The sequence below is a fragment of the Heyndrickxia acidicola genome (assembly GCF_001636425.1).
In the GTDB taxonomy this organism is placed as follows: Bacteria; Bacillota; Bacilli; order Bacillales; family Bacillaceae_C; genus Bacillus_AE; species Bacillus_AE acidicola.
The window spans coordinates 3,802,826-3,826,175 of sequence record NZ_KV440953.1 but is presented as its reverse complement, the minus strand read 5'-3'; the positions used below and the strand labels follow the sequence as shown (position 1 = coordinate 3,826,175).

Sequence of the window (23,350 nt, the reverse complement as noted above, 5' to 3'; positions counted from 1 at the left end):
GATTCCGTAGTCTTCGACTGAGATAAAGGATACACAGCGAGGAACGAGCTGATGTTGACTTATCGCAGGGAGAAGACAGAGAAATCCGCTAGCCGATAGGCGCTGGAGCTGGACAATGAAAAGCGAAAGCGCCTTGTTCATCGGTGTACGGATTCCGTAGTCTTCGACTGAGATAAAGGATACACAGCGAGGAACGAGCTGATGTTGACTTATCGCAGGGAGGAGACGGAGAAATCCGCTAGCCGATAGGCGCTGGAGCTAGACAAAGAACATGATCCTCTAAAAATAACCGACTCCCGCTTTGAGCGGGGCAAATCACAACAGAATAGGAGCCGACCACCATGAAATTTAAAATGAATAATGGACTTATTTATTTTTTCGGAGCCCTTGGCGGATTACTATTTGGTTATGATACAGGCGTGATCTCCGGCGCCATTTTATTTATAAAAAAGGATTTGCATCTTACCTCCTGGACAGAGGGAATCGTTGTCAGTTCCATACTGCTTGGCTGTATGATAGGCGCTGCCATCAGCGGCCCATTGTCAGACAGATGGGGACGCCGGAAAGTGGTGCTGTTGGCGGCAGCCATTTTTTGCATCGGCGCTCTTGGAACCGCTTTATCTCCTAGTACCGAAATTCTCATTTTATTTCGTGTCATTCTCGGCGTTGCTGTTGGAAGCGCTTCAACACTTGTCCCTATGTATCTATCAGAAATGGCACCGACCGCTATCCGCGGAGCCCTATCAAGTCTCAATCAATTAATGATCATGACAGGAATTCTGCTTGCCTATATTGTCAACTACCTCTTCAGCTCAACAGGAGGCTGGCGCTGGATGCTGGGCATTGCCTTTATTCCCGGACTGCTGCTGCTAATCGGAATGTTCTTTTTACCCGAAAGTCCCCGCTGGCTTTTAAAGCAGGGAAAAGAAAAGGAAGCACGCTCGATCCTGAATTTTATGAGAAAAGGTGCGGGTGTTGAAAAAGAAATCAAAGAAATTCAACTGGCTAACAAATTGGAGCAGGAACAGGGCGGTTTAAAAGAAGTAAAAGAAAAATGGGTGCGCCCTGCATTGATTGTAGGGGCAGGCCTGGCCATCTTCCAGCAAATCATTGGCTGCAACACCGTTCTTTACTACGCTCCCACCACCTTTACTAATGTGGGACTTGGTTCATCAGCGGCTATTTTGGGAACAGTGGGGATTGGAGTCGTCAACGTCATCATAACCGCTGTCGCCGTCAGCCTCATTGATAAGGTCGGCAGAAAACCGCTTCTCTTGATCGGGAATGCCGGCATGTCTATTTCTTTGTTTGTCCTGGGAATTGCAAACGCTATTATGGGCCATACTGCCGGTGCTGGCTGGATCACCGTGATCTGTTTAGCCGTTTACATTGCCTTCTTTTCTCTCAGCTGGGGACCGGTTGTCTGGGTGATGTTATCCGAAATCTTCCCTCTCAGCATCCGCGGAATCGGAATGGGAATTGGAAGCGTCGTCAACTGGCTGGCAAACCTAGTCGTCTCGTTAACCTTTCCAAAGCTGATCGAACAGTTCGGAATTGGCACCATGTTTATCGTCTATGGACTCATGGGAGTTCTTGCTTTTGTATTCGTATCGCTGAAAGTGGATGAAACCAAAGGAAAGAGCCTTGAACAAATTGAGCTGGACTTGAGAAATAAAAATGAAGAAACGGGAGCATTAAGGCTCTCTAGAAAGATCTAAATGAGTAAGAAGGCAGCGTCTGTGGGCGCTGGCTTCTTTTCTTTTTCAAACAGGAATACATACATGTTTCTAGAATTATATATACATGCATTAAAAAAAGAGCTAAAAATAGGAGGAACGATAATGGAGGAAAAATATCCAGTCCTGCAAAATGCAGAACCTTTCTACTTTGAAGGAAATGAGATCGGCATTTTAGTTTCACATGGATTTACAGGCTCCACCCAAAGCATGCGCCCTCTTGGTGAAGCCTATGCGAAAGCGGGCTATAGCGTTTGCGTCCCTCGGTTAAAAGGACATGGCACGCATTACGAAGATATGGAGCAAACCACCTACCAAGACTGGATTGACTCAATTGAAGATGGATATGAATGGCTGAAGAAGCGCTGCGGCACCATTTTTGTCACGGGATTATCGATGGGAGGCACGCTCACCCTCTACACTGCCCAAAATCACCCTGAAGTAAAAGGCATTATTCCTATCAATGCAGCCGTCGACATCCCAGCAACGTCCGGAGCACCAAGCACTGAAATCCCCCGTTTCCTTGATGCTATCGGCTCTGATATCAAAAAACCAGGCATCATTGAACTCGCATACGAGAAAACACCTGCTAAATCCATCGGTGAAATAAACCACCTCATGGAAAAAGTGAAAGGGAATCTCAGCAGCATTACATGTCCTGCCCTTATTTTCGTATCGGATGAGGATCATGTCGTTCCACCTGGAAATGCGCAAATCATCTATGACGGAATTTCTTCAGAATTAAAAAAGATCGTCCCGTTAAAAAACAGCTATCACGTGGCAACATTGGACCATGACCAAGAGTTAATCATTGAGAGTACGTTGGCGTTTATCAAGCATCATAGTTAAGGGAGTATGGCAAATCCAGGAGATTGGATTTTTGAACTAGAGTTTTACAGCATAGAAAAAAAGGGCTTTCTAGTCCCCTTCAAAATCTAGAAAGTCCCTTTTCCCTGCCTGTCTGCCACTTCAACTAAATCCTCCAGCCTATCAATTTTCACATCCGCCCCCGCCGTCTCCTCTTCATCACCAAACCCGTATAAACAGCCAACCGTAAACAACCCGTTCACCTTGCCCGCTTCCATATCCGAATGACGGTCCCCGACCATCACACCACCGCCACTCAAGGAATGCTCCTTCAGCAAATGTCCAACCAGATCATTTTTACTTCCCGTCTGATGCTCGCCGGCACTATAAACGCCCGTAAAATACTCACGCAGCGAGAAAGACTCCAGCACCTTATGGACATAGGGCTTGCTGCCATTGCTTGCAATAAAAAGCGGATGTCCCTTTGCTGTCAGTCCCTCAAGAACCTTTTCCACTCCATCAAAAAGCTTTCCTGACTTAGGAATAAGCTTGTATTCAATGTCTATTAACAGCTTCTGCGCCTCCTCCAGCACCTCCTTGTTTGCCCCTGGCAAAAGCTCGGCAAAAATATCCTCCTCTACCCTACCAAGAAAGGATTCGTACCGGCTGAACCGCTGAATCTGGATACGATCGCCATACTTTGCTTCCAGTGAATCCAATACATGGGGCAACGTCTGGTTGGTTAGTTCCAAACAGTCAAATAGTGTTCCATCCAAGTCAAAAATAATAGGAAAATGCTGTTTTCTCATATAATCATCCTTCCGCTTATTATTTGGTTTATTATAACACGCAGCCGGCAGCCTTCACGATGAAGCATCATACACATAGAAGGTTGCGTTTTTAGGGAAATACAAAGAGTTTCAAGTAAAATGCGGGTGATTTTAGAAAAATACAAGAACTTTGCGAAAGAATACCGGTACTTTTTAAAAAAATGCCAAAACGAGCGTAAGCCAGGGACCAAGCTGGCCCCTCGGAAATGAGCACCTGCCACAATTGAGCTGCCACCGCTTTTAAGTCATAAACAGAATCATCACCCAACACTTTTTTAATAATGCTCATTCCCCAAAAGCACCCTCACTTTTCGGATTTCCCTCATCCTCAAAAGTCGATTCATAAAATATTTCCAAGGAAATTGGCGAAAAAACGATTGTCCTGGTAAATCATTTTCCTCACCCAATATGCAGGTTAAGGTTCTCGCCTTCTTAGCCTTTTTACACCCGGCTAAGATAAATTAGTGAGAATACATATGCAAGTCCAACTTAAAAGCATATACATAATGTATAAATCATTAGGGGGAGAAATAAGGACGATAACCTGGTAAAAACCAGCTAAAAGTATGGACAGGTATTGGTTGGCAGCTTCAAGCAATGGACTCTCAGCCTTGGGAAAGGGATTTGCTACTGAGGGTGGAAGCTACTTTTTTAAGAAAGCAGGAAGTACGATGAAAAAATGGATTATTCCAGCTGCACTCGTTCTTATGCTGACGGGCAGTTCTGCAGCGGCAATTAACGCGAGTCCCGCTAATCATTCTGCAGCCAAACAAAAAATAGGAAAAACCAGCTCCATTGATGGCCCTGTCTATACTCTCGATCTTAAGCGATTTGGTGTATACAATGACGGGACACACGCTGACAGCACCACAAATGGAATCAACGCTGCTCTCCGATGGGCTCAAGCCAACGGCTATAAAACACTGCAAATTCCAGATGGCACCTATCTCATTTCAAAAGGGATCAAGGAAGCAGATCCGGACGCACGAATCAATATGGTAAGCAACATGACCCTGCTGTTAAGCGATAAAACGGTACTTCAAAAAGAAACGAATGGATTTGAGATTTACTCCGTCATCTATCTTGGACCCGATGTCACAAATGCTGTGATTAAGGGAGGGACACTGCGGGGGGACCGTGATACGCATGATTATTCTCAGAAGGGACCTGGCTTGGATGGAACGCACGAATGGGGAGACGGCATCTTTACAGAAGGCCCTCAAAATGTCGTGATCGATGGAGTGAAAATCCTCAATTTCACAGGGGATGGCATTGAAACAGGGGGAGCGGCTATATATGGGCAGTACATTACCTCCAAGGATGTAGAAACAGGCGGTATTGATGACAACGGAAATCCTATTCCCCAAAAAGGAAAAGTCCGCTCCAATAATTATAATGTAGAAAATTTCAGCAACCCCATTTACCAAAATGCTCATTACCGAAATCTTATGATGTGGCTCCCTAACGGAGTAACAGGCTACTATGATTTATTCTATTACCGCAAGGATGGCAGCTTTATTAAAGCAGAAAAGAACCAGCACTTTAATTCCACCTGGGGATATTCGCACATACCGCAGGATGCCGATTACTTCCGGGTCGTATTCAATGCTAATTCCACAAAGAATGTAAACGTCAACCGGATGTCCGTAGCTGTCACTGAAAACATGACCATTCAAAACTGTGATATCGGCTTTAACCGGCGGCAGGGTATTACTGTCGGTGCAACGGATAATCTGCAAATCATCAATAATCGTATTCATGATATCAGCGGAACCGATCCTCAAAGCGGAATTGATATTGAGCCGGGATTTTATCCAGCCATTCACACACTCATTAAAGGAAACCAATTTAACAATAATGTCATTCAGATGGTCCTTTCCTATGGCGGAGATGCTACGGTAACCGATAACTATTTCGGGCCAGGCGGACAGTTTTCCGTTAATCCTTCCTATATAGGAGCCCTTGTGCAAAACAATACCTTTGACCACACAGACGTTGATGCCTTCGGAAACACTCAATTTCTGCAAAATAAACTCATCTCCAGCTCTGCAAAATTTGAAGGCGGATTAAATGTTACGGTCGATGGAATCGACGGAACCGACTCGAGTGTCGGATTCACTCAAACGGTTAAAAATGGTATCCAGGCATCCAATCTATCTTTTAAATCATCCAGTAATTCAACCAGCACAGGAGGCATCAGTGTGGATGGAATGCCTATCACGCTGACCAATATCACACTGAAGGAAAATAACAGCTTCAGCGGAAATGGAAACAGCCAGAACGCCTACAATAATCTTACATTAACCAACACACCGGAAATGAGCCTGCCGGCAGGCGTCTATACAAATGCCACAAGCAGCAATGGCGTATTCGAATTGAACAACCCAGGCAAAACTGTGTTGAACAAGTGGAGATTCAATGATTCGACTCTCTATACCTACAGCCTTAACACTCAAGCTACCATTCAAAATTCCACTTTCACCTACACGAAGGATTTAACAGGGCCTACAATTGTCGCACTGCAAGCCAAAGCAATAAATGTCCTCAATAATACGTTTACAGATATCACAAAAGTGAAGGCAGATCATGCGATTATCCAAATTGGCAGGGATTACTCCGCAACCGATCCAACAAGCATTTACGCAGCCTCTGTAAAAGGCAATACCATCCAGGCAAAAGTCAACCGTGAAGGAATCGATACCATTAATGGCGGAAAAGCCGCTCCACCATATGATATTGAGAACAATACACTCATCAACACTACGTTGCATTTAAAAGCGTCAGATATAAATAAAAACAACCAAATCATCAAGCCATAAGAAAAGCGCATGCGCCTTGTTCATCGGCGTACGGATTCCGTAGTCTTCGACTGAGATAAAGGAAACTAGATGTTGACTTATCGCAGGGAGAAGACGGAGAAATCCGATCGGCGCTCAGAAATCACATTGTTATCATAAATAAAGGAGCCGGCATCCACTTGATGCCCGGCTCCTTCTATGTTCACTCAATCGTTTAAAAACACAGCCTTCTTCTCCCTGCTGCTCTCCAACGCAGCATGTATGACTTCTATCGTTCTCAGCCCGTCTTCCCCTGGTACAGGACAAGGCGCACCGCTTCTGATATGCTCATAGACCTTTTTATAGTAGGTTTGGTAGGAACCAGGGATGGTCTCTACTTTTTTCACGACATCCTGTCCATCTGCCTCCACCGTTAATTCACCGTAGAACTCGGGCTTGTCCTCTCCCCAGCCTTCTCCGGCAGGAAGCTGTCCTGCTCTTAAGGCATCCTCCTGACCATCTATTCCATATTTCACAAAGCTGCCATTCCGGCCATGGACAAGATACCGCGGGCTTTTGCCTTTTACAATGGAGCCCGAATGCAAAATGACGCGCAGCTTTTCATAGCCCAGGATAATATGAAAATAATCATCCACTTCTCCGTGGGGACGCTGTGGAAAAACATCCGCCTGCACGAATTGCGGCTTTCCAAATAGATGAAGTGCCTGGTCAATTAAATGAGCACCCAGATCATACAGCATGCCCGCGCCTTTTCCAGGCTGTTCCCTCCAGCGATACCGCACTTCCGGACGGAACCGGTCGAAATGAGCTTCGTATGTGGCAATATCTCCTAAATCTCCATTCGTAATCAATTGCTGAATGGTTAAAAAATCACCGTCCCACCGGCGATTTTGGTAGACACTTAACATGAGTCCCTGCTCTTTCGCCAGTTGAATCAGGTCCTTCGCTTCCTCCGGATCAATGACCATAGGCTTTTCTATAATCACATGCTTCCCGTGGGATAAGCTTTTTTTCGCCATCTCATAGTGAAGCGGATTTGGAGTCGTGATAATCACCAATTCTATAGAAGAATCCTCTAAAACATCTTCCAGGTTCGGAACGACTTCTACGTCCTTTAGATTTTCATGGACCTTTTCAGGATGGGACGACATCACTTTAACTAAGTCAAACTCCTCCAAGACTTTTAAAAACGGTGCATGAAACGTAGCACCTGAAAATCCATACCCGACTAATCCTGCTTTTATTTTATTCATCTTCCTCACGCTTCCCTTCGTTTGGTATTGTAATGTGCTCGATCTCATGCATACGCATCAGCTGCTGCATTTCTTCATCCGGCCATTCATCGGTAATGACCGTATCAATCACGGATAAATCGCAGACCCGATGAAAGAAATCCTTGTGGAACTTTGTATGATCCGTCAGTACAATAACTTTCCGTGCTGCTTTAATCATGCTTTTTTTTACAAAGGCTTCTTCTTCATCCGGTGTCGTCAGACCGTTGCTCCCTAATCCGCAGGCTCCGATAAACAGGATATCGGCCTTGTACTTTTCCAGCTCCTCCGCGGTATGGAAGCCCACAAAATTACGGTTGAAGGCGTTAAATCTTCCGCCGGCCATATACACCTTAACTTCCGGACGCTCCGCTAAAATATTCACGATATCGATTGAATTTGTGAGAACCGTAGCTTCTTTCGTTTTCATATACTTGGCCGTGAGAGCGACCGTTGTCGACGTATCAAAGAGGATAAAGTCAAAATCCTGGATAAAGGTGCTGGCTTTTTGGGCAATTTTTTCTTTTGCCACTGTCTGATCCCGCTTATGGTATTGCTTTATCTGCGGAACCTCCTTGGATAAAATAGCGCCGCCCTTCACACGGATCACATCGCCATCCTCCTCCAGCTTCACCAGATCACGCCTGGCTGTATCCCGCGAAACCTCGAATTCCTCCATCAGGCCCTCAAGCGTAATTTCCTTGTGAACGGCAAGCCATTCACGCACTCTTTCCAAACGCTGCTTTTGGGACATCGCTCCACCTCCTTCGCACGTTTTGCTTTCTTCTAGAATAAAGCAGAATGCGAGTAGAAATCAAGTAAAAAACTTAATATAAGTTTTTTACTTAAATAAAACAAAAAAGAGGAACCGAATTGGCTCCCCCCTTTTCTCTATAATATGGAGTGTCTTTACCTAGACTCTACCCATTTTTCGAAAAAATCAAACATTTAAAGCGAAACTTCCTTTGTCTGCAAGTCCGTTTTCAAGATGTGTCCTTTACTCTTTCGCGCGTTCAGTTCTGCCACAATCTCTTTATATCGGCTGTCGGAAAGCTTGTACCAGACCGCCATAACGATGATGGTCGCAACGGCCAGCACTCCGGGATAAATAAACATCAAGCCCTTGATGCCCGCTATTGCTTTCATGCTTTGTGCAGCATTCGGCACATAACCTACAAAGCTTAAGACCACACCGGGAACAAATCCTGCGACCGCCGAGGATACCTTGCGGAAAAAGGTAAAGAAAGAATACACCACTCCCTCTGATCGCTGGCCGGTTTTCCATTCTCCATATTCCACGGCATCGGATACCAGAGCCCAGTTTAGACTGTTGACAAAGGAGCTTCCGAAATAAGCCAGGCATGCGAAGGCAATGAACGTCACAGCATTATGGGCAAAAAGGAACGCCGCAAGATCTCCCGCTGACCAAATCGCACATCCAAGCATATAGGTCGCTTTTTTCCCCATTCGTTTTGAAAGGAATGGTACAATCGCACAGCCGATAAAGACACATCCCATACTGAAGAATCCCATATAAGGAACGATTGAAATATTCTTCAACACATACTGGCAATAGTACACCTGAACAGCAAGCTTTACATTAAAAGCAGAAAAGGTAAACAGGTTCACCAGGCACAGGACGAGCAGCGGCCTGTTTTTAAAAATCGCTTTATAGCTGTCGCTCATCTTCATTTTGGCTTCAGCTGGTTTTTCCTCGGCATATCTTTCTTTAATATTGGCGTAGGAAATGATTTGGATCAAAGCTCCCGCCACGGCAAAGATGGACACCGCCAAAAGGTAGCCATTCGTATTGTTATGGGCGCTTAATACAATGGGCATGAATCCAACCGTTGAAATCAGCAGACCCAAATTAGAACCCGCCTGCCTAAAAGAAGCCAGCTGTGCCCTTTCTGCCGGATCCTTCGTCATTGCCGGAATCATGGACCCGAACGGAACATTTGAAATACTATAGATGGTTCCGAACGCCATATAGGTTAGATAGGCCCATATCAATTTTCCGGTAATCGTAAAATGAGGATTCGTAAAGCTTACAATGGTAATCAGTGCAAGCGGAACGGCTGTATACAGGATAAACGGCCTGAACTTGCCCTTCCTTCCAATTCGCTTGCGATTGTCCACCCAGGTGCCAACGGAAATATCCGCAATCGCATCCCACACCTTTGATATTAAAAAGACCAGCCCTGCAGCCGCAGAAGGCAGCCCAAGGGTATCCGTATAAAACTTCAATAAATAGATTTGGCCCAAATCAAATAAAAAATTATTGCCCACATCCCCTAATCCGTAGGCAATCTTCTCTCTCAGCCTAAGCTTTTCAGGCTTCCCTGAAGAATGACCAAACGGCTCCACCGCATGATTACCCATATTCCATTTTCCTCTCTCTACTGGACTTTTAAACTATAATACCTTTTGTGTCTACTTTCTAAACCTGTAAAGAAATGGGTAAATGTTGTATATTAATGCAAATGATTATATAATTATTCATATCTATTAATTTTAAAGGGAACTCGATTTGTGTTGAAGAATACTATTAAAAAGAATGCACAGAAAACGGAGGATACGCCATGTTAACAGCTGCATTAGTAGATTCACAATTAAAGGACTGGGCGATTGAACAACGCAGACACCTGCACAGGCACCCGGAGCTTTCAGGACAGGAATACAATACAGCCGCTTATGTAAAAGAAAAGCTGGCTGAGTTTGGCATTCCATTAGAGCCGCAGTTTTCACCTCCGAGTGTTGTGGCCTTTTTTAAAGGAACAGAAGGTGCTAAGACAATTGCACTTAGAGCCGATATGGATGCACTGCCCATTACTGAAGAAAACGATGCGCCCTATCAATCTACCGTTCCGGGAGTCATGCACGCCTGCGGACACGACGGACACACTGCCATCCTGCTTTCCGTATCGAAATGGATGAGTGAAAATCCTCACTTGGTAAAAAACAATATCCGCCTGATTTTCCAAAGCTCTGAGGAAGCCTCTCCAAGCGGTGCCCAACAGCTCGTGCAAGAAGGAGTGCTGGATGGTGTCGATGCCATTTACGGCATCCATTTAATGTCCGGCCTGGAGCTTGGAAAAATTGGCTTTGCGGTCGGACCATCCAGAGCCTCCTGCAATGATTTTGACATCCGCATCGAAGGCGTCGGCGGTCACGGAGGCCAGCCGCAAAATGCAGTCGATCCAATTTACGTAGCGTCACACCTAATTCAGGCGTTTCAATCCATCATCAGCCGCAATCTTCATCCGCACGAAGCAGGCGTGATTTCATTCGGCGGCCTTCAGGCAGGGAACTCCTATAATGTCATTCCGTCTGAAGCAAGGCTTAAAGGAACCATGCGCGCCATGACATACGAAGCAGCCGAACTTCTGAAGACCAAAACGCAGCAGCTGACAGAAATGCTTTGTGCCAGCTTTGGCGCGAAAGGGCATTATGAATTTATCGAAGGCACCATCCCGCTCTACAACCATCCGGAAGCCTGCGAATTTGCCCAAGGCATCATTGAAAAAACCTTCGGACCAGATGTCTTTGTTTTACAGGAGCCATCAACCGGAGCCGAGGACTTTTCCTATTACCTGAAAGAAAAAACCGGCGCCTTCATCGATGTCGGCATGAAAAGCGAAAAAAGCCAATACCCTCACCACCACCCGCGCTTTGACATCGACGAAGATGCCATCCCAACGGCCATCGAATTGATGATCCAGCTGGCGCTGAATGCTTAATCGTTTTGCACTCTCCTTGGGAGGGTGCTTTTTTTTGTGCGGGCGGCGGTGCAGGAGTGGCGGGCGGAGTGCAGATTTACTTGTGTGGGGCAGCACGTGGTGAGGGGAATGGCTATTTTCTATGGTTTGCAACATTAATGGAGATTATTGCAACATTCTTTCCGTTTTACGAGTATGTTTCGGCATATATAAAAAAAGAAAAGCTAGAAAGCACTGAAATTCAATTATCATCAGCACTTCTACTTTTCAATTAATTTAGGCGCAAAAAAGGCTAGACTTTTTACATCTTCTTTATCTTGAAAAATATTCAATACCATACTTTATTAAATTATTTATCTTTTAAAAGTATCCAAGCTTGCCATCCTTTGTGAAATAGTAGGTAATTCTAGCTTGATTACCATAATGAACTCTCAGTATTCAATGCCGCACCCTTTAAAAATTTGATAAAAATATAAACATTAACAATTGCACTTTTGGCAGTTCCAAATACTTCGAGTCTTGCCGATAACCCTGGATAAGCACTTATTGTTTGTACCAATGCCCCAAGTACACCGTTTAATTCATTTCTCCTACTCTATATTATTTCCATGCGTACTGTAATTCTGTTAGCAAATCCTTTAAAGCCTGAGCCGATACTTTAAAAAGTTCTGGTCCGCTGAAGCCTGAAAACGTTCCGGACGCAGCCAAATGAGGTTCAAGGGATAGATACCCATTGTATCCTCTGTTTATTAGCGCACCTAACACTTCCTGCACTTCACCATCTCCTTGTCCTGCCGGTACTTCTTTTCCATCTATAAACAATGCATCCTTAATATGAACATACTCTATATAGGGCTGGAGCAAGGGGTAAGCTTCCGAATAAGGTTTTACACCACATTGCACGAAATTAGCAGGGTCAAAAGCGCTCTGTAAATGAGAAGAATGAATGGTCTTCATTATATCCAGGCAACGTTCAGCGTTGTCACCATATGTGTCTTTTTCATTTTCATGAAGGAGCACAATTCCTTCCTCTTCCGCTTTTTTCACCAGTTTTGACAGCCTGCGCATCACTTCATCCCGATAAAATTCAGGATCTTTACCTCCAGGAATATAGAAAGAAAAGATACGAATATATTTTGTATCAAAAAACTTAGCAACGTAGATTGCCCTTTCAAATCTTTTAACATGTTCTTCGAAGTTATCAATTATACTAATTTTCCCGATTGGAGACCCAATGGAAGATATTCGAAATCCCTTTTGATGTAATACTTTTTTCATTTTTGTCAATTCATTATCTGTCAAATCAAGAACATTCTTATTCCAAATCCCCCTGAATTCAATATATCTAATTCCTTCTGATTGCAATATGTTCAATTGAACATCTAAATCTGATGAAATTTCATCAGCAAAGCCAGATAAGGTCACCATTACTTTACCTCCTTATGAATATCTTGTATTATTACGAGCTTCTTAAAAGGAAGAATGATTGCTATGATTACTTGAAATACTTATATATTCGTTATTTACTGTATTCTAATGGCGTTACCTTAATTATTTAAGATTCATAAATCAAATCAGCAATTCCTTTCATTCACATATCGATCCTTTCCGGAAAAGCGTTGTTTTTCGGTCCAGAATGATGTGCCTTATAGGAAGAGCAGACAAGATATAAGACAGTTAATATTCCAGGGTCTTAGTAAACATGAAAAAAGTATTAAAAAGCCGCTTAGAGTGAATATCTAATCTTTAAGCGGCTTGCTTTTACAGACATGTTAACGATTTTGCATATTCTTTCTTCAACTTTACTTTATTTCTTTACGAACTTTAGATGATTGAATCAATTGTTCCAGGTATCGTTCGAACTCATTTGCGTCATATGGAACCTCAACGATGTTTTTGGTAAACGATGAAAGCATAATTCCGTTCGCAATTATAATAGATTTAATTCCTTCTGTACCATGAGCAATTAGATTATCATCTCCATTGAGAATCGAAGAAATAAAATTTTCCGTCACGACTTTATGCCCCGTAGGTTTGTTTTGATCTACATGAATTTCCTCTTCTATCGTTTCCAGATTTGTAAAATAACCATTTGTTTCCTCAAGGTGTTTCAAAACAGAAATCGGGTTTCGATAATGGATCATCCTCCCATCTTCATAGAGAATTCTCCCATTCTCCCCAACTATCTCTAGTCGGTTGGTTCCCGGTGATTCGGCAGTCGACACTATGAAATGTCCCACCATGCCGTTCTCGTGTTCAAAGTATGCGGTAACTTCATCCTCAACCTCGATATTGTGATATTTACCAATAGATGCATGTCCGCTAATGCGGGTTGGGACACCGAATGCCCACTGATAAAAATCAAGGTTATGTGGGCATTGATTCGTTAATATTCCACCCCCTTCCCCAGCCCAAGTTGCCCGCCAACCTCCACTTTCATAGTAGGCTTGAGATCGAAACCATGCTGTATTGATCCAGGTTGCTCGCATAATACGTCCCAACACTCTTCCGTCCAATATCTCTTTAATTTTTTTGTAAAAGGGGAGTGTTCTTTCTTGAAACATTATCGCAAATACTAAACCAGGATGATCTTGCTTTGCAGCTTTATAGGCCTCAATCGTGCGATGAGCTTCGTTTACATGGACTGCTAACGGCTTCTCGCAAAGCACGTGCAGTCCCCTCTCGAACGCATCGATTGCAATCGTAGAATGATGATAATGTGGAACAGCGATCATAACTGCTTCTAGTCCTGATTGATTGAAAAGATCGATATGGTTATAGTATGGGGTTGTTTTGGCTTTAGCAGCATAATCATCTGCTCTTTTCTTATCAAAATCACATACGCCTACAAGCTCAATCTGTTCGAGTTCAGCTAAGATTTCAAAGTGTGTCTGTCCGATATTGCCAAGCCCAACTAAGCCCATTTTAATTTTTTTTTCATTCATTTGTTTCCTCTCCTTATACTCTTCTCAATTTTCAAGTTGTTCATGAGATTTCTCACATTTTCTACAGCTTAAAGCGAAAAGAGGATAGACTCCCTCGGAAGCCTATCCTGAACGGAGATAATCAGTTCAACAACATTTCGTTGCATCTCATTCATTTGATCGCTTTATGTATGCCTAGATAGAATATGTTTTTTTCTTGTCTAATCAACTCATGCTCTGAATGCTTGGTTCACTCATTGTCTTTGGACCAAGCAGTTCAATAAATTATTGGTAATGAAGCAATTGAATCATGCTTTCCGTCTTTGAATTCGTTTGAAATGCTGCTTCCTTCCCCTATTCGATTTCCTGTATCATTTGTTTAAGATAATCAATCGATATCCTGGTATCTTCCACCATCGTCCGTTGCGGATGATTATCCTCTCGATGCCACAACTCAAGAGTAAGCCACCCTTTATATCTGATATCCTTCAACACGTGGATGAGTTTTCGCATGTTAATTTCCCCATCAATCAGGTCTTCTGTTGGGATTCGGCCCTTTTGGTTTCTTAAATGAAACGTGTGTAGTCTATCTGGATATTTCTGTATCCACTCAATCGGATCGTATCCCGCAACGTATGCCCATCCCGTGTCGATACAGAGCCCGACTTCGGGACTGGAGTATTCAATCACAGAGCGAAGATCCCCTTCTGCATTGTGCTTATCATCGGCATGGTTATGCATACTTACTTTCAAACCGAGCGTTCCTGCAGCGATAGCAATTTGGGATAAATGATCTCCTTGACGTTTAAACTCATCTTCCGTTTTGGGAAGAGAGACACCCCAGCCTCCCTTCGGATCGGCATTCACCACCAGATCTTTACCTCCGGCCTCTGACAATCTTCTTGCTACCGGCATAATGTCTTTTTCTACATCAAGTGCCGCTTCATGAAGCTGAAGCCCCACATATGCACTGGAAACAGATAATCCGAAAGATTTTGCCAGTTTCACCAGGTTGGGAGATGGATCTAGTTCTACTGCATCCACCCCTGCCTCTGCACAATCACGAAATATGTCCTCCCACGAGGCTTCTTTTTTGTAGTCGAGCCAATATCTCTCATTCCAGCCGTACATTCCTGTGGAGAATCCTAGAATATTCATGCAACCGACCTCCTCATCATTTCATTACTGGGTTCGATTGGATCCCGCCAACAGTCACTGTCTGTAACATTCCAGTATCCGCACACTCGTACAGAGCCTGCAAGCACGAAAAATTAAAGACCGTTTGCTCATTAATCAATGCAGGTGATGGTTCTCCCTTTACTTTGTGATAGAAATAATAGATTGGGTGATCCATTACACCGATGTCACTTTTATTATTAATATCCTTCTCATTTATAACAACTTCGCCATCTTTATCTGTTCTGCAGATGACCTTGTCAGACTCGAAATAAGGCGACCATTCAAGGGCTCCACGTGTTCCTTCTATTTCAACCAGATGATATGGTTTGCCGTGTGTACAGGATGCACGCTCGTAGTGTACCCATATCGTCTTGCCATCAAGATGATATTTCATCATCGCTCCTGCATGGCCTTCTACGTCGTATGTCGTATTCACAGGATCGGCTTGTGTTTGAGGTTTGCTTACCCATGCTGCTGCTATATCAATGGACGAAGGTTTAAAAACGTCATTCAATATCGCAAAATCATAAGGTCCCCAATCCATGACAACCCCGCCGCCACTCTTGGAACGATCCAAAAACCATCTGCTTTCTGGTTGGTACTCCACTCCAGCTCTAGATCTTTGCCCACGGTAAGTAAATGTCACTTTATATATGTCTCCTATTGCATCAGATTGAACCAGCCGCTTGATTTCTTCTGTTTTGGGCAGGCCTATGAATCTATCACTGCAGCATCCCAGCAGACGATTCTTTCTTCTGGCACATTCAAGCAGGTCATCAGCCTCCTGACGATTCATGGCTAGTGGTTTTTCACATAATACATGCCTCCCGGATTCCAGAGCCATTCGGGACAGCTCATAATGTGTAAAAGGAGGCGTGCAGATGACAACAATATCGTCTTTTTTCGCTTCTTCCGCAAGCATTGTTCTTGCATCTGAAAATGTAACTACATCAGGGTAACGTTCCACAAACCCACTTAATGCCTGTGGGTTAGGATCCGCGACCTTCATTTCTATTTCATCAAAATTTGGAAGTTTACGGATAGCTTCTGCGTGCGATCTCGCAATCACTCCCGCGCCAATTATATAAAATTTCATCGTGTCACCTCTTTATTGTTTAAATTTCCCTTTTTAACTCATCTGAAAAATCTGACTATTATTAAGACAGCTTCACTTTACTGCCTATTTTTTTGTTGCAACGGCAAAAGTAAAAGCAAATTGGTGTGATACCCATTTCTTCCATAGGACCTGTAATTTATCCTTTATCTGCCGCTCCTTTTAAGAAGAGAGTGGCTAATTGCATCAGTCGGGAAATTTTTTCATCTAATGTAGTTGCTTAACTTATTTGAATTTTATTTAACTTTATCCGCAAAGCATACATTCTTTTGTTACTTTGCACATGAACCACTTACAAATCTTCTAAACGTAGAAACGTTTCTATAGCATACACAAATAATTTTAACCGCTTTCTTAAGCGGAGTCAATAACAAAACCTACTTAAAACAGAATAATCAAAAAATTATTGCAATCATTTTTGCCGTATTTTATACTGATTTTGTGAAACGTTTCTATGGTTATTATGCTAAATAGGTATCTTAATAAAAAAGGGGGCTGGTCAAACAAAAAGTTTTTATACATAGCTTTCATATTTTATCATTGCGTTCTCTATTGTTATCACGTGAAGGGGGTATATCTATGAAAAGAAAATTTCTCATTGGATTAACTGTAACCGCTCTCATGAGTTTAGCTACTCTTAGTGGATGTAGTTCAAGTGTTAATGGTACTGCTGATAATAGTACAGGGCAGAAAGTGAAGATCAACTTCTGGTACACTTGGGGAGGAAAAGAAGGCAGTGTCATGGATCAGTTGATCAAGGAATATAACGCGAGTCAAAATAAAATACAGGTCGTTGGTTTAAGTCAAGGCGACGAGCAAAAACAAATGACGGCAATCGTTGGGAACAACCCTCCAGATCTGGCTAGTCAATATGATCAAGACAACGTCGCTTCTTGGAGTTCCAAAGGAGCTATGACACCCCTTGATGACTTTATGAAAAAAGATCATTATGATACCAGCGATTTCTTGCCTGCAGCTCTTAAAGCTGTGCAATATAATGATAAAACCTATGCACTCCCAATTGTCATGAATACCTGGATGTTATATTACAACAAGGATCTATTTAAAAAAGCAGGGATTGCTAATCCACCGCAAACAATGCAAGAATTGAAGGCCGACGCTGATAAATTAAGCATTGTAGATAAAAAGGGGAATTTGGAACGGATAGGATTGTGGCCTGAACAGGATCCGACGATGTATATGTTTTCTTTCGACGGAAGCATATGGGATCCGGCTAAAAAAGAAATAACACCGGATAATCCTGGATTTAAAGCTACCGTACAATTTTATAAAGATATGTGGGATAAATATGGTTCCAGCAACCTTGATCGATATGGTTCCGGTCTTGGGAATTATGCTTCTGCTCAAAACCCGTTTTTCACCGGACAAGCTGCAATGGCTTTTGACGGAGAATGGTTGACAACGTTTGTTAAAGAATATGCCCCGAACCTGAATTATGGCGTTGTACCGATCCCTTATGATGAATCGCATCCAGATGCGAAAAATGCTGGGTATATCAATGTAGGTGCGCTTTATATTCCTAAAGGTTCAAAGCACCCTCAAGAGGCCTGGGAGTTCTTGAAATGGTTAACCTCTAAAGCACAAATGGTAAAACTCGCTACCTCTCTTGGTAACCTGGCACCAAGAAAGAGTGCCTTAAATGATCCATCATTTAAAAGAGTACCAGGATTTACAGAGTTCTTGAAATATTCACAAGGTCCGAAAATGAGCATGCAGCCACAAGTACCGTTTTTGAATGATTATTTAGCTGAAATCTCTACAGAGTATGATGCAATCCTGCGAGGAAAAACTTCAGTTGATAGCGGATTGAAAGCCATTAAAGACAAGATTCAACCATTAGCCCAAAATACCAATTGATAAATATTTTTGATGCTGGGCCCCTCCTGTTATTGCAAAATGACAGGAGGAGTTTTTACAAAAAGGAACCACTCTGATGAAACTGATGAAATCACCCACATTACCTTTATCACGATCGAGAAACAGAAGAACGTCGTTAAATAAGAAGGAAACTAGGAATTTTAAACTGTACCCTTTGTAAAGGACATTTTCAAAAAAACTTAGGCAGTTTTAAGAAGATGATCTCTGTATTGAACAGGGGGGTCATCTTTTTTAATTCCATTGGTATCTATATTGATTGTAATAAATCAAGTATTGTTTAATTTCTTTTTTTAATTCATCAAAAGTTGTACATGCTTTAATATCTTTAAGATGGCCAAAGAAAGATTTTTGAGGAGCTTTATCCCAACAGTTTCCTCTTCTTGACATAGATTGGCGTAGCCCAAGTTTTTTTATTGCTTTTTGAAATGCCTGATGAGTTTTCGGCGCCATTGGTTGCCTATTCGATTTCGAAAATCCAATGGAAAGTAAGCAAGCCCCTTTTCCTAATCATTATCGTGACAATGATTCTACCGCCAGAGGTTAAAACTGGGTCTGTATTTACTGGATTAAAAGAAGGGAAGAGCACATAAAAATTCATGCTCTTCCCTTTTTTGTTGGTTCTTAATAGGTGTGCAAATAGAGTTTGCACATTTATAGTTCTGGAAAGCCGTTAAACATCTATCTATCTTTTGCCACTTATCTTAGCTCAAGGGTCTAAATCAACCTTCATATTTTATTTCCACTCAAGTTTAGGCAGGATATCCTGTTGCAGCTTACACATTTCATCAATCATGGCACATGCTTGATAGTAGCTCGGTGCTTGAGGATCCAGTAATATGGCTTGCAGCAATTTCGTTTTTGAACCTTCAAGAAATGCCTCAATTAATAATTGATGAATGGTTCCTTGTATATGGATGGTTCCAATGATGGCTGTTGGAAGGTCTACCGTCATCGGCTTTAATGTAATGCCATTCCCATTTACAATGGCCTGCGTTTCCACTACCATATCATCCGGCAGCCCTTTTATCGCTCCATTATTCGGCAGGTTTACTGCATTTAATTGAATCTCTTCATCAAAATAGATCGCTTCAATAATCGGAATGGCGTATTCATTGCTGATTCTGACATTATCTTTGTCAAAAACATACGCTTCTTCTGTCCACACCTCTTGAGTTTTGACTTCAGAGAACAGACCTTTATCCAGGGTGTTACCGCTTGCACAATAAATAAAATCAGGTGTTCTAGAATCCTCTTCCCAAAGCTTCTCATTGATTGGATCATATCTAAACTGTAATGACAATCCTGCATAAAAGTCTTCAGCATAGCTGACATACTCTCCACAGTGATTCGTGCCTGGATATGGATAATACCCATATATTTGATACATTGTCCTTGATAGTGCCATGTGATCAAAATGAGCTAAACGATTAGCTTTCTTTTCTTTTTCATGGAACAGTGGATATAAGTCTTCATTTGTATTTCGATTCCAGATCTTCGTGAAGAATCCGAAATGATTCAATCCTCCACCTTCAACGGCAATTTCTTCTTTGTCCATCTCTAAAAATTCAGATAATTGTTCGATTCCCATATCCAGCCCATGGCATAAACCGACAATTTTAATGGAGGTTAACTTTGATACAGCCTCAACCAGTTTTGCCTCTGGATTGGTATAGTTAATAAACCATGCATCTGGACAAACCTTTTCCATTGTTCGAGCAATCTCAAGCATTGGCCTTAAGTTTCTTAATGTGTGGAACATGGACCCCGGGCCGCCATTCTCACCATAGATTTGCTTGCTTCCAAATCGTCGTGGAATATGGAAATCCTGTGACCAGTAAAAATATCTATTTACTTCAATGGCTACAATAACAAAATCAGCATTTGTCAGTGCAGATGGTAAATCTGTCGTTTTCCATATATTCGCAGGATGCTTAAACTCCGTAAACATTTTATTTGCATATTGATAGGTTCGATCAAGATTTTCTTCAACAATATCCATTAAGGCAATTTCTAAATTCACTTGATTCCTAAGTTTCTCAGATAAAACCAAATCCTGCAAAGCTCCAAGCGCAAAGGATATACTCCCAGCACCAACTAAAGATACTTTTAAATTCTTCATCTTATCTTTCTCCTTCATCCGTATTGTTTACAGCTATGTATCCGGCACCAATCATTCCGGCATCTGGACCATATTTAGAAAGCACGATTTTCACTTTATCCTTTAACTGTTCAAACACTTTATTCTCTGTGCTTTTGATTATTTCATTTATTAACCATTGATTGTGGTAGATGACAGAGCCTCCAAAAACAAATATCTCCGGATCAATGGTTTGCATAAGAGAGGCAATGGCACTTGAAAAATGGTCTATCCAGGCCTCCATTACATGAACGGCTCCTGCATCACCACTTTTATATTGTTCAAACAAATGCTTTGCTGTAGCACCTTCACCATAAAGCTTTGCACTTTCTTCATTTAAAGAGTTTCCACTGCATAACGATTCCAGCGTTCCGTTATACAGTAATAGATGATTTTTATTTTCATCGGAAATAATCATACTTCCAATTTCCCCTGCATACCCATGTGTCCCCCGGAAAATGGATTGGTTGAAAATCATTCCGCTTCCAATTCCAGTACTAACAGTGATGTAAATGGAATGTTCATATCCCCTGGAGGCTCCATGCTTTGCTTCTAATAAGGCAATGACATTCACATCATTCTCGAAATACACTTCATATTCCGGAAAAAACGCTTTAATATCGCTGAAAAGCATACCTTCTAATAATGGAAGATTAGTAGAATCCGAAATTTTGATCATGTCATCTTTCCATGGTATCGGCAGTGCCATTCCAATTTTCCCAGCTTCCTTTTGGGCATCCACTCTTTCAATCATATTCTTGATCCCTTTGAAGAAAGCACTTACAGTTTTGAATTCAAATGCTAGCGCTGTGTCTTTTTTAAGCACCTGAAATGTATGAATATCAATTAAACCTACTCTAATGTTCGTTCCACCAATATCAACCCCTATTACTTTGTCTCCCATTTTAAACTCCCCGCAGTATTTATTTATTCAAATATCTTGCTGCTGCCATATCCAGATAAAAGTCAATATGGTCGTACCCAAGTAATTCTTGAGCTGGTAAATGAGTATCTGGATGATGAAATATTTGCTTTACAATTTCGGCTTTTCTTTCACCTGTAATCGCAACTACTACTCTTGAGCTATTTTTGATCTGATCTAATCCTAATGTGATCCCATCGCTTAAGGTTGTAGGCTCATCGAAATACTTTTGAGCCACTTCCTTAGTGGTCTCAGATAACGGAATAACACTGCTGTAATCTAATACAGGTGAACCCGGTTCATTTAATCCGATATGTCCATTCATCCCTACACCCATTAAACTAAAGGTTATGGGATTATTTCGAATGAAACCATCCATTCTCTCACACTCACGCTTCATATCTTCTGCGGTTCCGTTAAAAAAAACGATTTGGCTTTCATCTAGTTTTAAAGGAGAAAATAAATCTTCATTTAGCATTTGATAGCAGCTTCCGGTTGAATTGCGATCGATTCCAATCCATTCATCCAGGCTTACGACCTTGAGTTTTTTACGATCCGAACTATTTTCCATGTTTTTCACAAACTGAAAATAGCTTTTCTGCGGTGTGCTTCCAGAAGCTAAACAAAATACCGGGTTGGGCTGATTTCGTAATTGCTCCTGCATTTCTTTTGCAATTTCTATTGCAACTGCTTCTTCATTTTCAAAAATCTTCAACATAAAAATCCTCCCTGTAAAAGCATTATCCAGAAAGCACTTTGGACATTTCTTTTTGCAAAGAAAGTATACCTGCGCCAACTGCTGTTGCATCGTTGGAAAAACTTGCTGAAATATTCGGTTCCCAGCCAGTAAATTGGTTCACATACTTTTTTATTTTTTCTACTATTTGTTTATGTGAAAATAAAATGATCGTTTTCCCGCTGACAATAACATGATTAATATCCAACAAGCTGATAATATTGGTGATGGATAACGCTAAATATTTTGAAATGTAATCAACGCACTGATCAGCATCGGCGTCAGACATTTCCTCAATATGATTCGCTTTAAATCCAAAATGTTTTGATAGGTAATCGAGATTTAATTTACTTTCCAGCCAGCCTACAGATAAAGGTGACTTCATATGTTCCGTATCGAAACACATGTATTCCAATTCTCCGGCACTGGCATTGTAGCCCCTGTGCAGCTTTTTATCGATAATGATCCCTGCTCCAATTCCTTCCCCTAGAGCAATCTGAACCAAATCACTTGGCCCTTCTCCAAACCGATCAAGCTTACTGAACTCTGCAATAGTTGAAGCGTTCACATCGTTTTCCAAAATAATCGGTAAACCTACTGTGTCTTCCAGGCTTTGTGTAATTTTCTCATAAGGGTAATCTTCTTCTTTGTTTTCATCAATTTTCATTCTGATGGTTTTTTTCCTATTATTAATCGCTCCATCTACACCAATACCAACGCCAACAATTACAGCTTTCTTTTCTTCCGCTCTTTTCTTCATAATATAGATGATCTCAGCAACATGTGGAATGAACTCATCACTGTAAAAAGTGATATCCATATCTGCTGAATAGGAGCTGATTACCTCACTATGCAAATTAACCAGAACTGCAAGTATTTTTTTGCCAATGATTTGAATTCCTATCGTGACAAAGCTATTTTCATTGAAACGATAGACAGACCTTTTACGTCCTAAACCGCCACTGCCATCGCGGCTCTCACCACTTGTAGAAAGAATTCCGATCTTCTCAAAGAAAGTGACAATTTTGCTGACGGTTACAAAGCTCATCGTCGTTTTTTCTGTAATTTCAACTTTGGCAATCTCAGGATTTTGCAATAAGATCTCAAAAATTATTTTTCTATTTTCATCTTTAATATCATTTGGTAAAAACGATTTCAAATTTTCACACCCTTATATAAAAAACATAATTAATTAATTTAGTTAAATAATTATTTAAAATAAATAGGTACCTCTGTACCTATTTTTAATTATAAAGATTTCTCACATTCAAAGTCAAT

General features: G+C 41.8%; 19 protein-coding genes and 1 pseudogene. 6 read left to right on the top strand and 14 right to left on the bottom strand.

The window, feature by feature from the left end:
• The first annotated feature begins 341 nt into the window (after positions 1 to 341).
• Both A5N88_RS17925 and A5N88_RS17920 read left to right on the top strand, forming a co-directional pair.
• Positions 342 to 1,718, top strand: coding sequence for a sugar porter family MFS transporter (locus A5N88_RS17925; protein WP_066268478.1), 1,377 nt, complete (start codon positions 342 to 344; stop codon positions 1,716 to 1,718).
• 123 nt (positions 1,719 to 1,841) lie between these two features.
• A complete protein-coding gene (locus A5N88_RS17920; protein WP_066270659.1) occupies positions 1,842 to 2,585 on the top strand; it encodes an alpha/beta hydrolase in 744 nt (247 codons plus the stop codon).
• Between the two features lie 86 nt (positions 2,586 to 2,671).
• Here the strand turns inward: A5N88_RS17920 and A5N88_RS17915 are convergent, their stop codons facing one another.
• Both A5N88_RS17915 and A5N88_RS17910 read right to left on the bottom strand, forming a co-directional pair.
• Positions 2,672 to 3,352, bottom strand: a complete 681-nt coding sequence (locus tag A5N88_RS17915) for an HAD family hydrolase (protein WP_066268476.1) — start codon at positions 3,350 to 3,352, stop codon at positions 2,672 to 2,674.
• 91 nt (positions 3,353 to 3,443) lie between these two features.
• Positions 3,444 to 3,662, bottom strand: coding sequence for a hypothetical protein (locus tag A5N88_RS17910; RefSeq protein WP_066268474.1), 219 nt, complete (start codon positions 3,660 to 3,662; stop codon positions 3,444 to 3,446).
• Between the two features lie 382 nt (positions 3,663 to 4,044).
• Between A5N88_RS17910 and A5N88_RS17905 the strand changes: the two genes are divergently transcribed.
• The gene (locus A5N88_RS17905; protein ID WP_066270656.1) at positions 4,045 to 6,192 is read left to right on the top strand and encodes a right-handed parallel beta-helix repeat-containing protein; all 2,148 of its coding nucleotides are present in this window, start codon (positions 4,045 to 4,047) and stop codon (positions 6,190 to 6,192) included.
• Between the two features lie 185 nt (positions 6,193 to 6,377).
• On the opposite strand, the gene A5N88_RS17900 is transcribed toward A5N88_RS17905, so the two are convergent.
• The 3 genes from A5N88_RS17900 to A5N88_RS17890 form a co-directional block, all read right to left on the bottom strand.
• On the bottom strand, positions 6,378 to 7,424 hold the full coding sequence (locus A5N88_RS17900) for an oxidoreductase (protein WP_066268473.1): 1,047 nt from the start codon (positions 7,422 to 7,424) through the stop codon (positions 6,378 to 6,380).
• Positions 7,417 to 8,196, bottom strand: coding sequence for a DeoR/GlpR family DNA-binding transcription regulator (locus tag A5N88_RS17895; protein WP_066268472.1), 780 nt, complete (start codon positions 8,194 to 8,196; stop codon positions 7,417 to 7,419). The genes A5N88_RS17900 and A5N88_RS17895 overlap by 8 nt, the downstream gene beginning before the upstream one ends.
• Positions 8,197 to 8,390: 194 nt before the next feature.
• Entirely contained in the window at positions 8,391 to 9,824 is a 1,434-nt protein-coding gene (locus tag A5N88_RS17890; protein WP_066268467.1) for an MFS transporter, read from the bottom strand.
• 200 nt (positions 9,825 to 10,024) lie between these two features.
• Between A5N88_RS17890 and A5N88_RS17885 the strand changes: the two genes are divergently transcribed.
• Together A5N88_RS17885 and A5N88_RS25595 are read left to right on the top strand one after the other, a co-directional pair.
• Entirely contained in the window at positions 10,025 to 11,182 is a 1,158-nt protein-coding gene (locus A5N88_RS17885; RefSeq protein WP_066268465.1) for a M20 metallopeptidase family protein, read from the top strand.
• 68 nt (positions 11,183 to 11,250) lie between these two features.
• Positions 11,251 to 11,436: a hypothetical protein gene (locus A5N88_RS25595; RefSeq protein WP_198160315.1), complete on the top strand. Its 186-nt coding sequence runs from the start codon at positions 11,251 to 11,253 to the stop codon at positions 11,434 to 11,436.
• A 325-nt stretch (positions 11,437 to 11,761) separates the two neighbouring features.
• Here A5N88_RS25595 and A5N88_RS17875 read toward each other — a convergent pair whose 3' ends face one another.
• From A5N88_RS17875 to A5N88_RS17860, 4 genes are all read right to left on the bottom strand, one after another.
• Positions 11,762 to 12,589: a sugar phosphate isomerase/epimerase family protein gene (locus A5N88_RS17875; RefSeq protein WP_066268459.1), complete on the bottom strand. Its 828-nt coding sequence runs from the start codon at positions 12,587 to 12,589 to the stop codon at positions 11,762 to 11,764.
• Between the two features lie 374 nt (positions 12,590 to 12,963).
• Positions 12,964 to 14,106: a Gfo/Idh/MocA family protein gene (locus A5N88_RS17870; RefSeq protein WP_066268457.1), complete on the bottom strand. Its 1,143-nt coding sequence runs from the start codon at positions 14,104 to 14,106 to the stop codon at positions 12,964 to 12,966.
• A 333-nt stretch (positions 14,107 to 14,439) separates the two neighbouring features.
• Positions 14,440 to 15,243 (bottom strand): sugar phosphate isomerase/epimerase family protein, encoded by an 804-nt coding sequence (locus A5N88_RS17865; protein WP_066268455.1) that lies wholly within the window; start codon positions 15,241 to 15,243, stop codon positions 14,440 to 14,442.
• Between the two features lie 16 nt (positions 15,244 to 15,259).
• On the bottom strand, positions 15,260 to 16,360 hold the full coding sequence (locus A5N88_RS17860; protein WP_066268452.1) for a Gfo/Idh/MocA family protein: 1,101 nt from the start codon (positions 16,358 to 16,360) through the stop codon (positions 15,260 to 15,262).
• A 597-nt stretch (positions 16,361 to 16,957) separates the two neighbouring features.
• Between A5N88_RS17860 and A5N88_RS17855 the strand changes: the two genes are divergently transcribed.
• Positions 16,958 to 18,256, top strand: a complete 1,299-nt coding sequence (locus A5N88_RS17855) for an ABC transporter substrate-binding protein (RefSeq protein ID WP_066268450.1) — start codon at positions 16,958 to 16,960, stop codon at positions 18,254 to 18,256.
• A 200-nt stretch (positions 18,257 to 18,456) separates the two neighbouring features.
• Here the strand turns inward: A5N88_RS17855 and A5N88_RS17850 are convergent.
• The 5 genes and pseudogenes from A5N88_RS17850 to A5N88_RS17830 all read right to left on the bottom strand — a co-directional run.
• Positions 18,457 to 18,715: pseudogene (locus A5N88_RS17850) on the bottom strand (IS3 family transposase); the annotation flags it as partial.
• A gap of 295 nt (positions 18,716 to 19,010) precedes the next feature.
• A complete protein-coding gene (locus A5N88_RS17845; RefSeq protein ID WP_066268446.1) occupies positions 19,011 to 20,396 on the bottom strand; it encodes a family 4 glycosyl hydrolase in 1,386 nt (461 codons plus the stop codon).
• Position 20,397: 1 nt separating this feature from the next.
• Complete coding sequence (locus A5N88_RS17840; protein ID WP_066268444.1) at positions 20,398 to 21,318, bottom strand: ROK family protein; 921 nt, start codon at positions 21,316 to 21,318, stop codon at positions 20,398 to 20,400.
• Between the two features lie 19 nt (positions 21,319 to 21,337).
• Positions 21,338 to 22,054: a 6-phosphogluconolactonase gene (locus A5N88_RS17835; RefSeq protein ID WP_066268442.1), complete on the bottom strand. Its 717-nt coding sequence runs from the start codon at positions 22,052 to 22,054 to the stop codon at positions 21,338 to 21,340.
• Positions 22,055 to 22,076: 22 nt separating this feature from the next.
• Positions 22,077 to 23,231 carry an ROK family protein gene (locus A5N88_RS17830; protein ID WP_066268440.1) on the bottom strand — a complete coding sequence of 385 codons (1,155 nt, stop codon included), beginning with the start codon at positions 23,229 to 23,231 and terminating at the stop codon, positions 22,077 to 22,079.
• Positions 23,232 to 23,350: the final 119 nt, after the last annotated feature.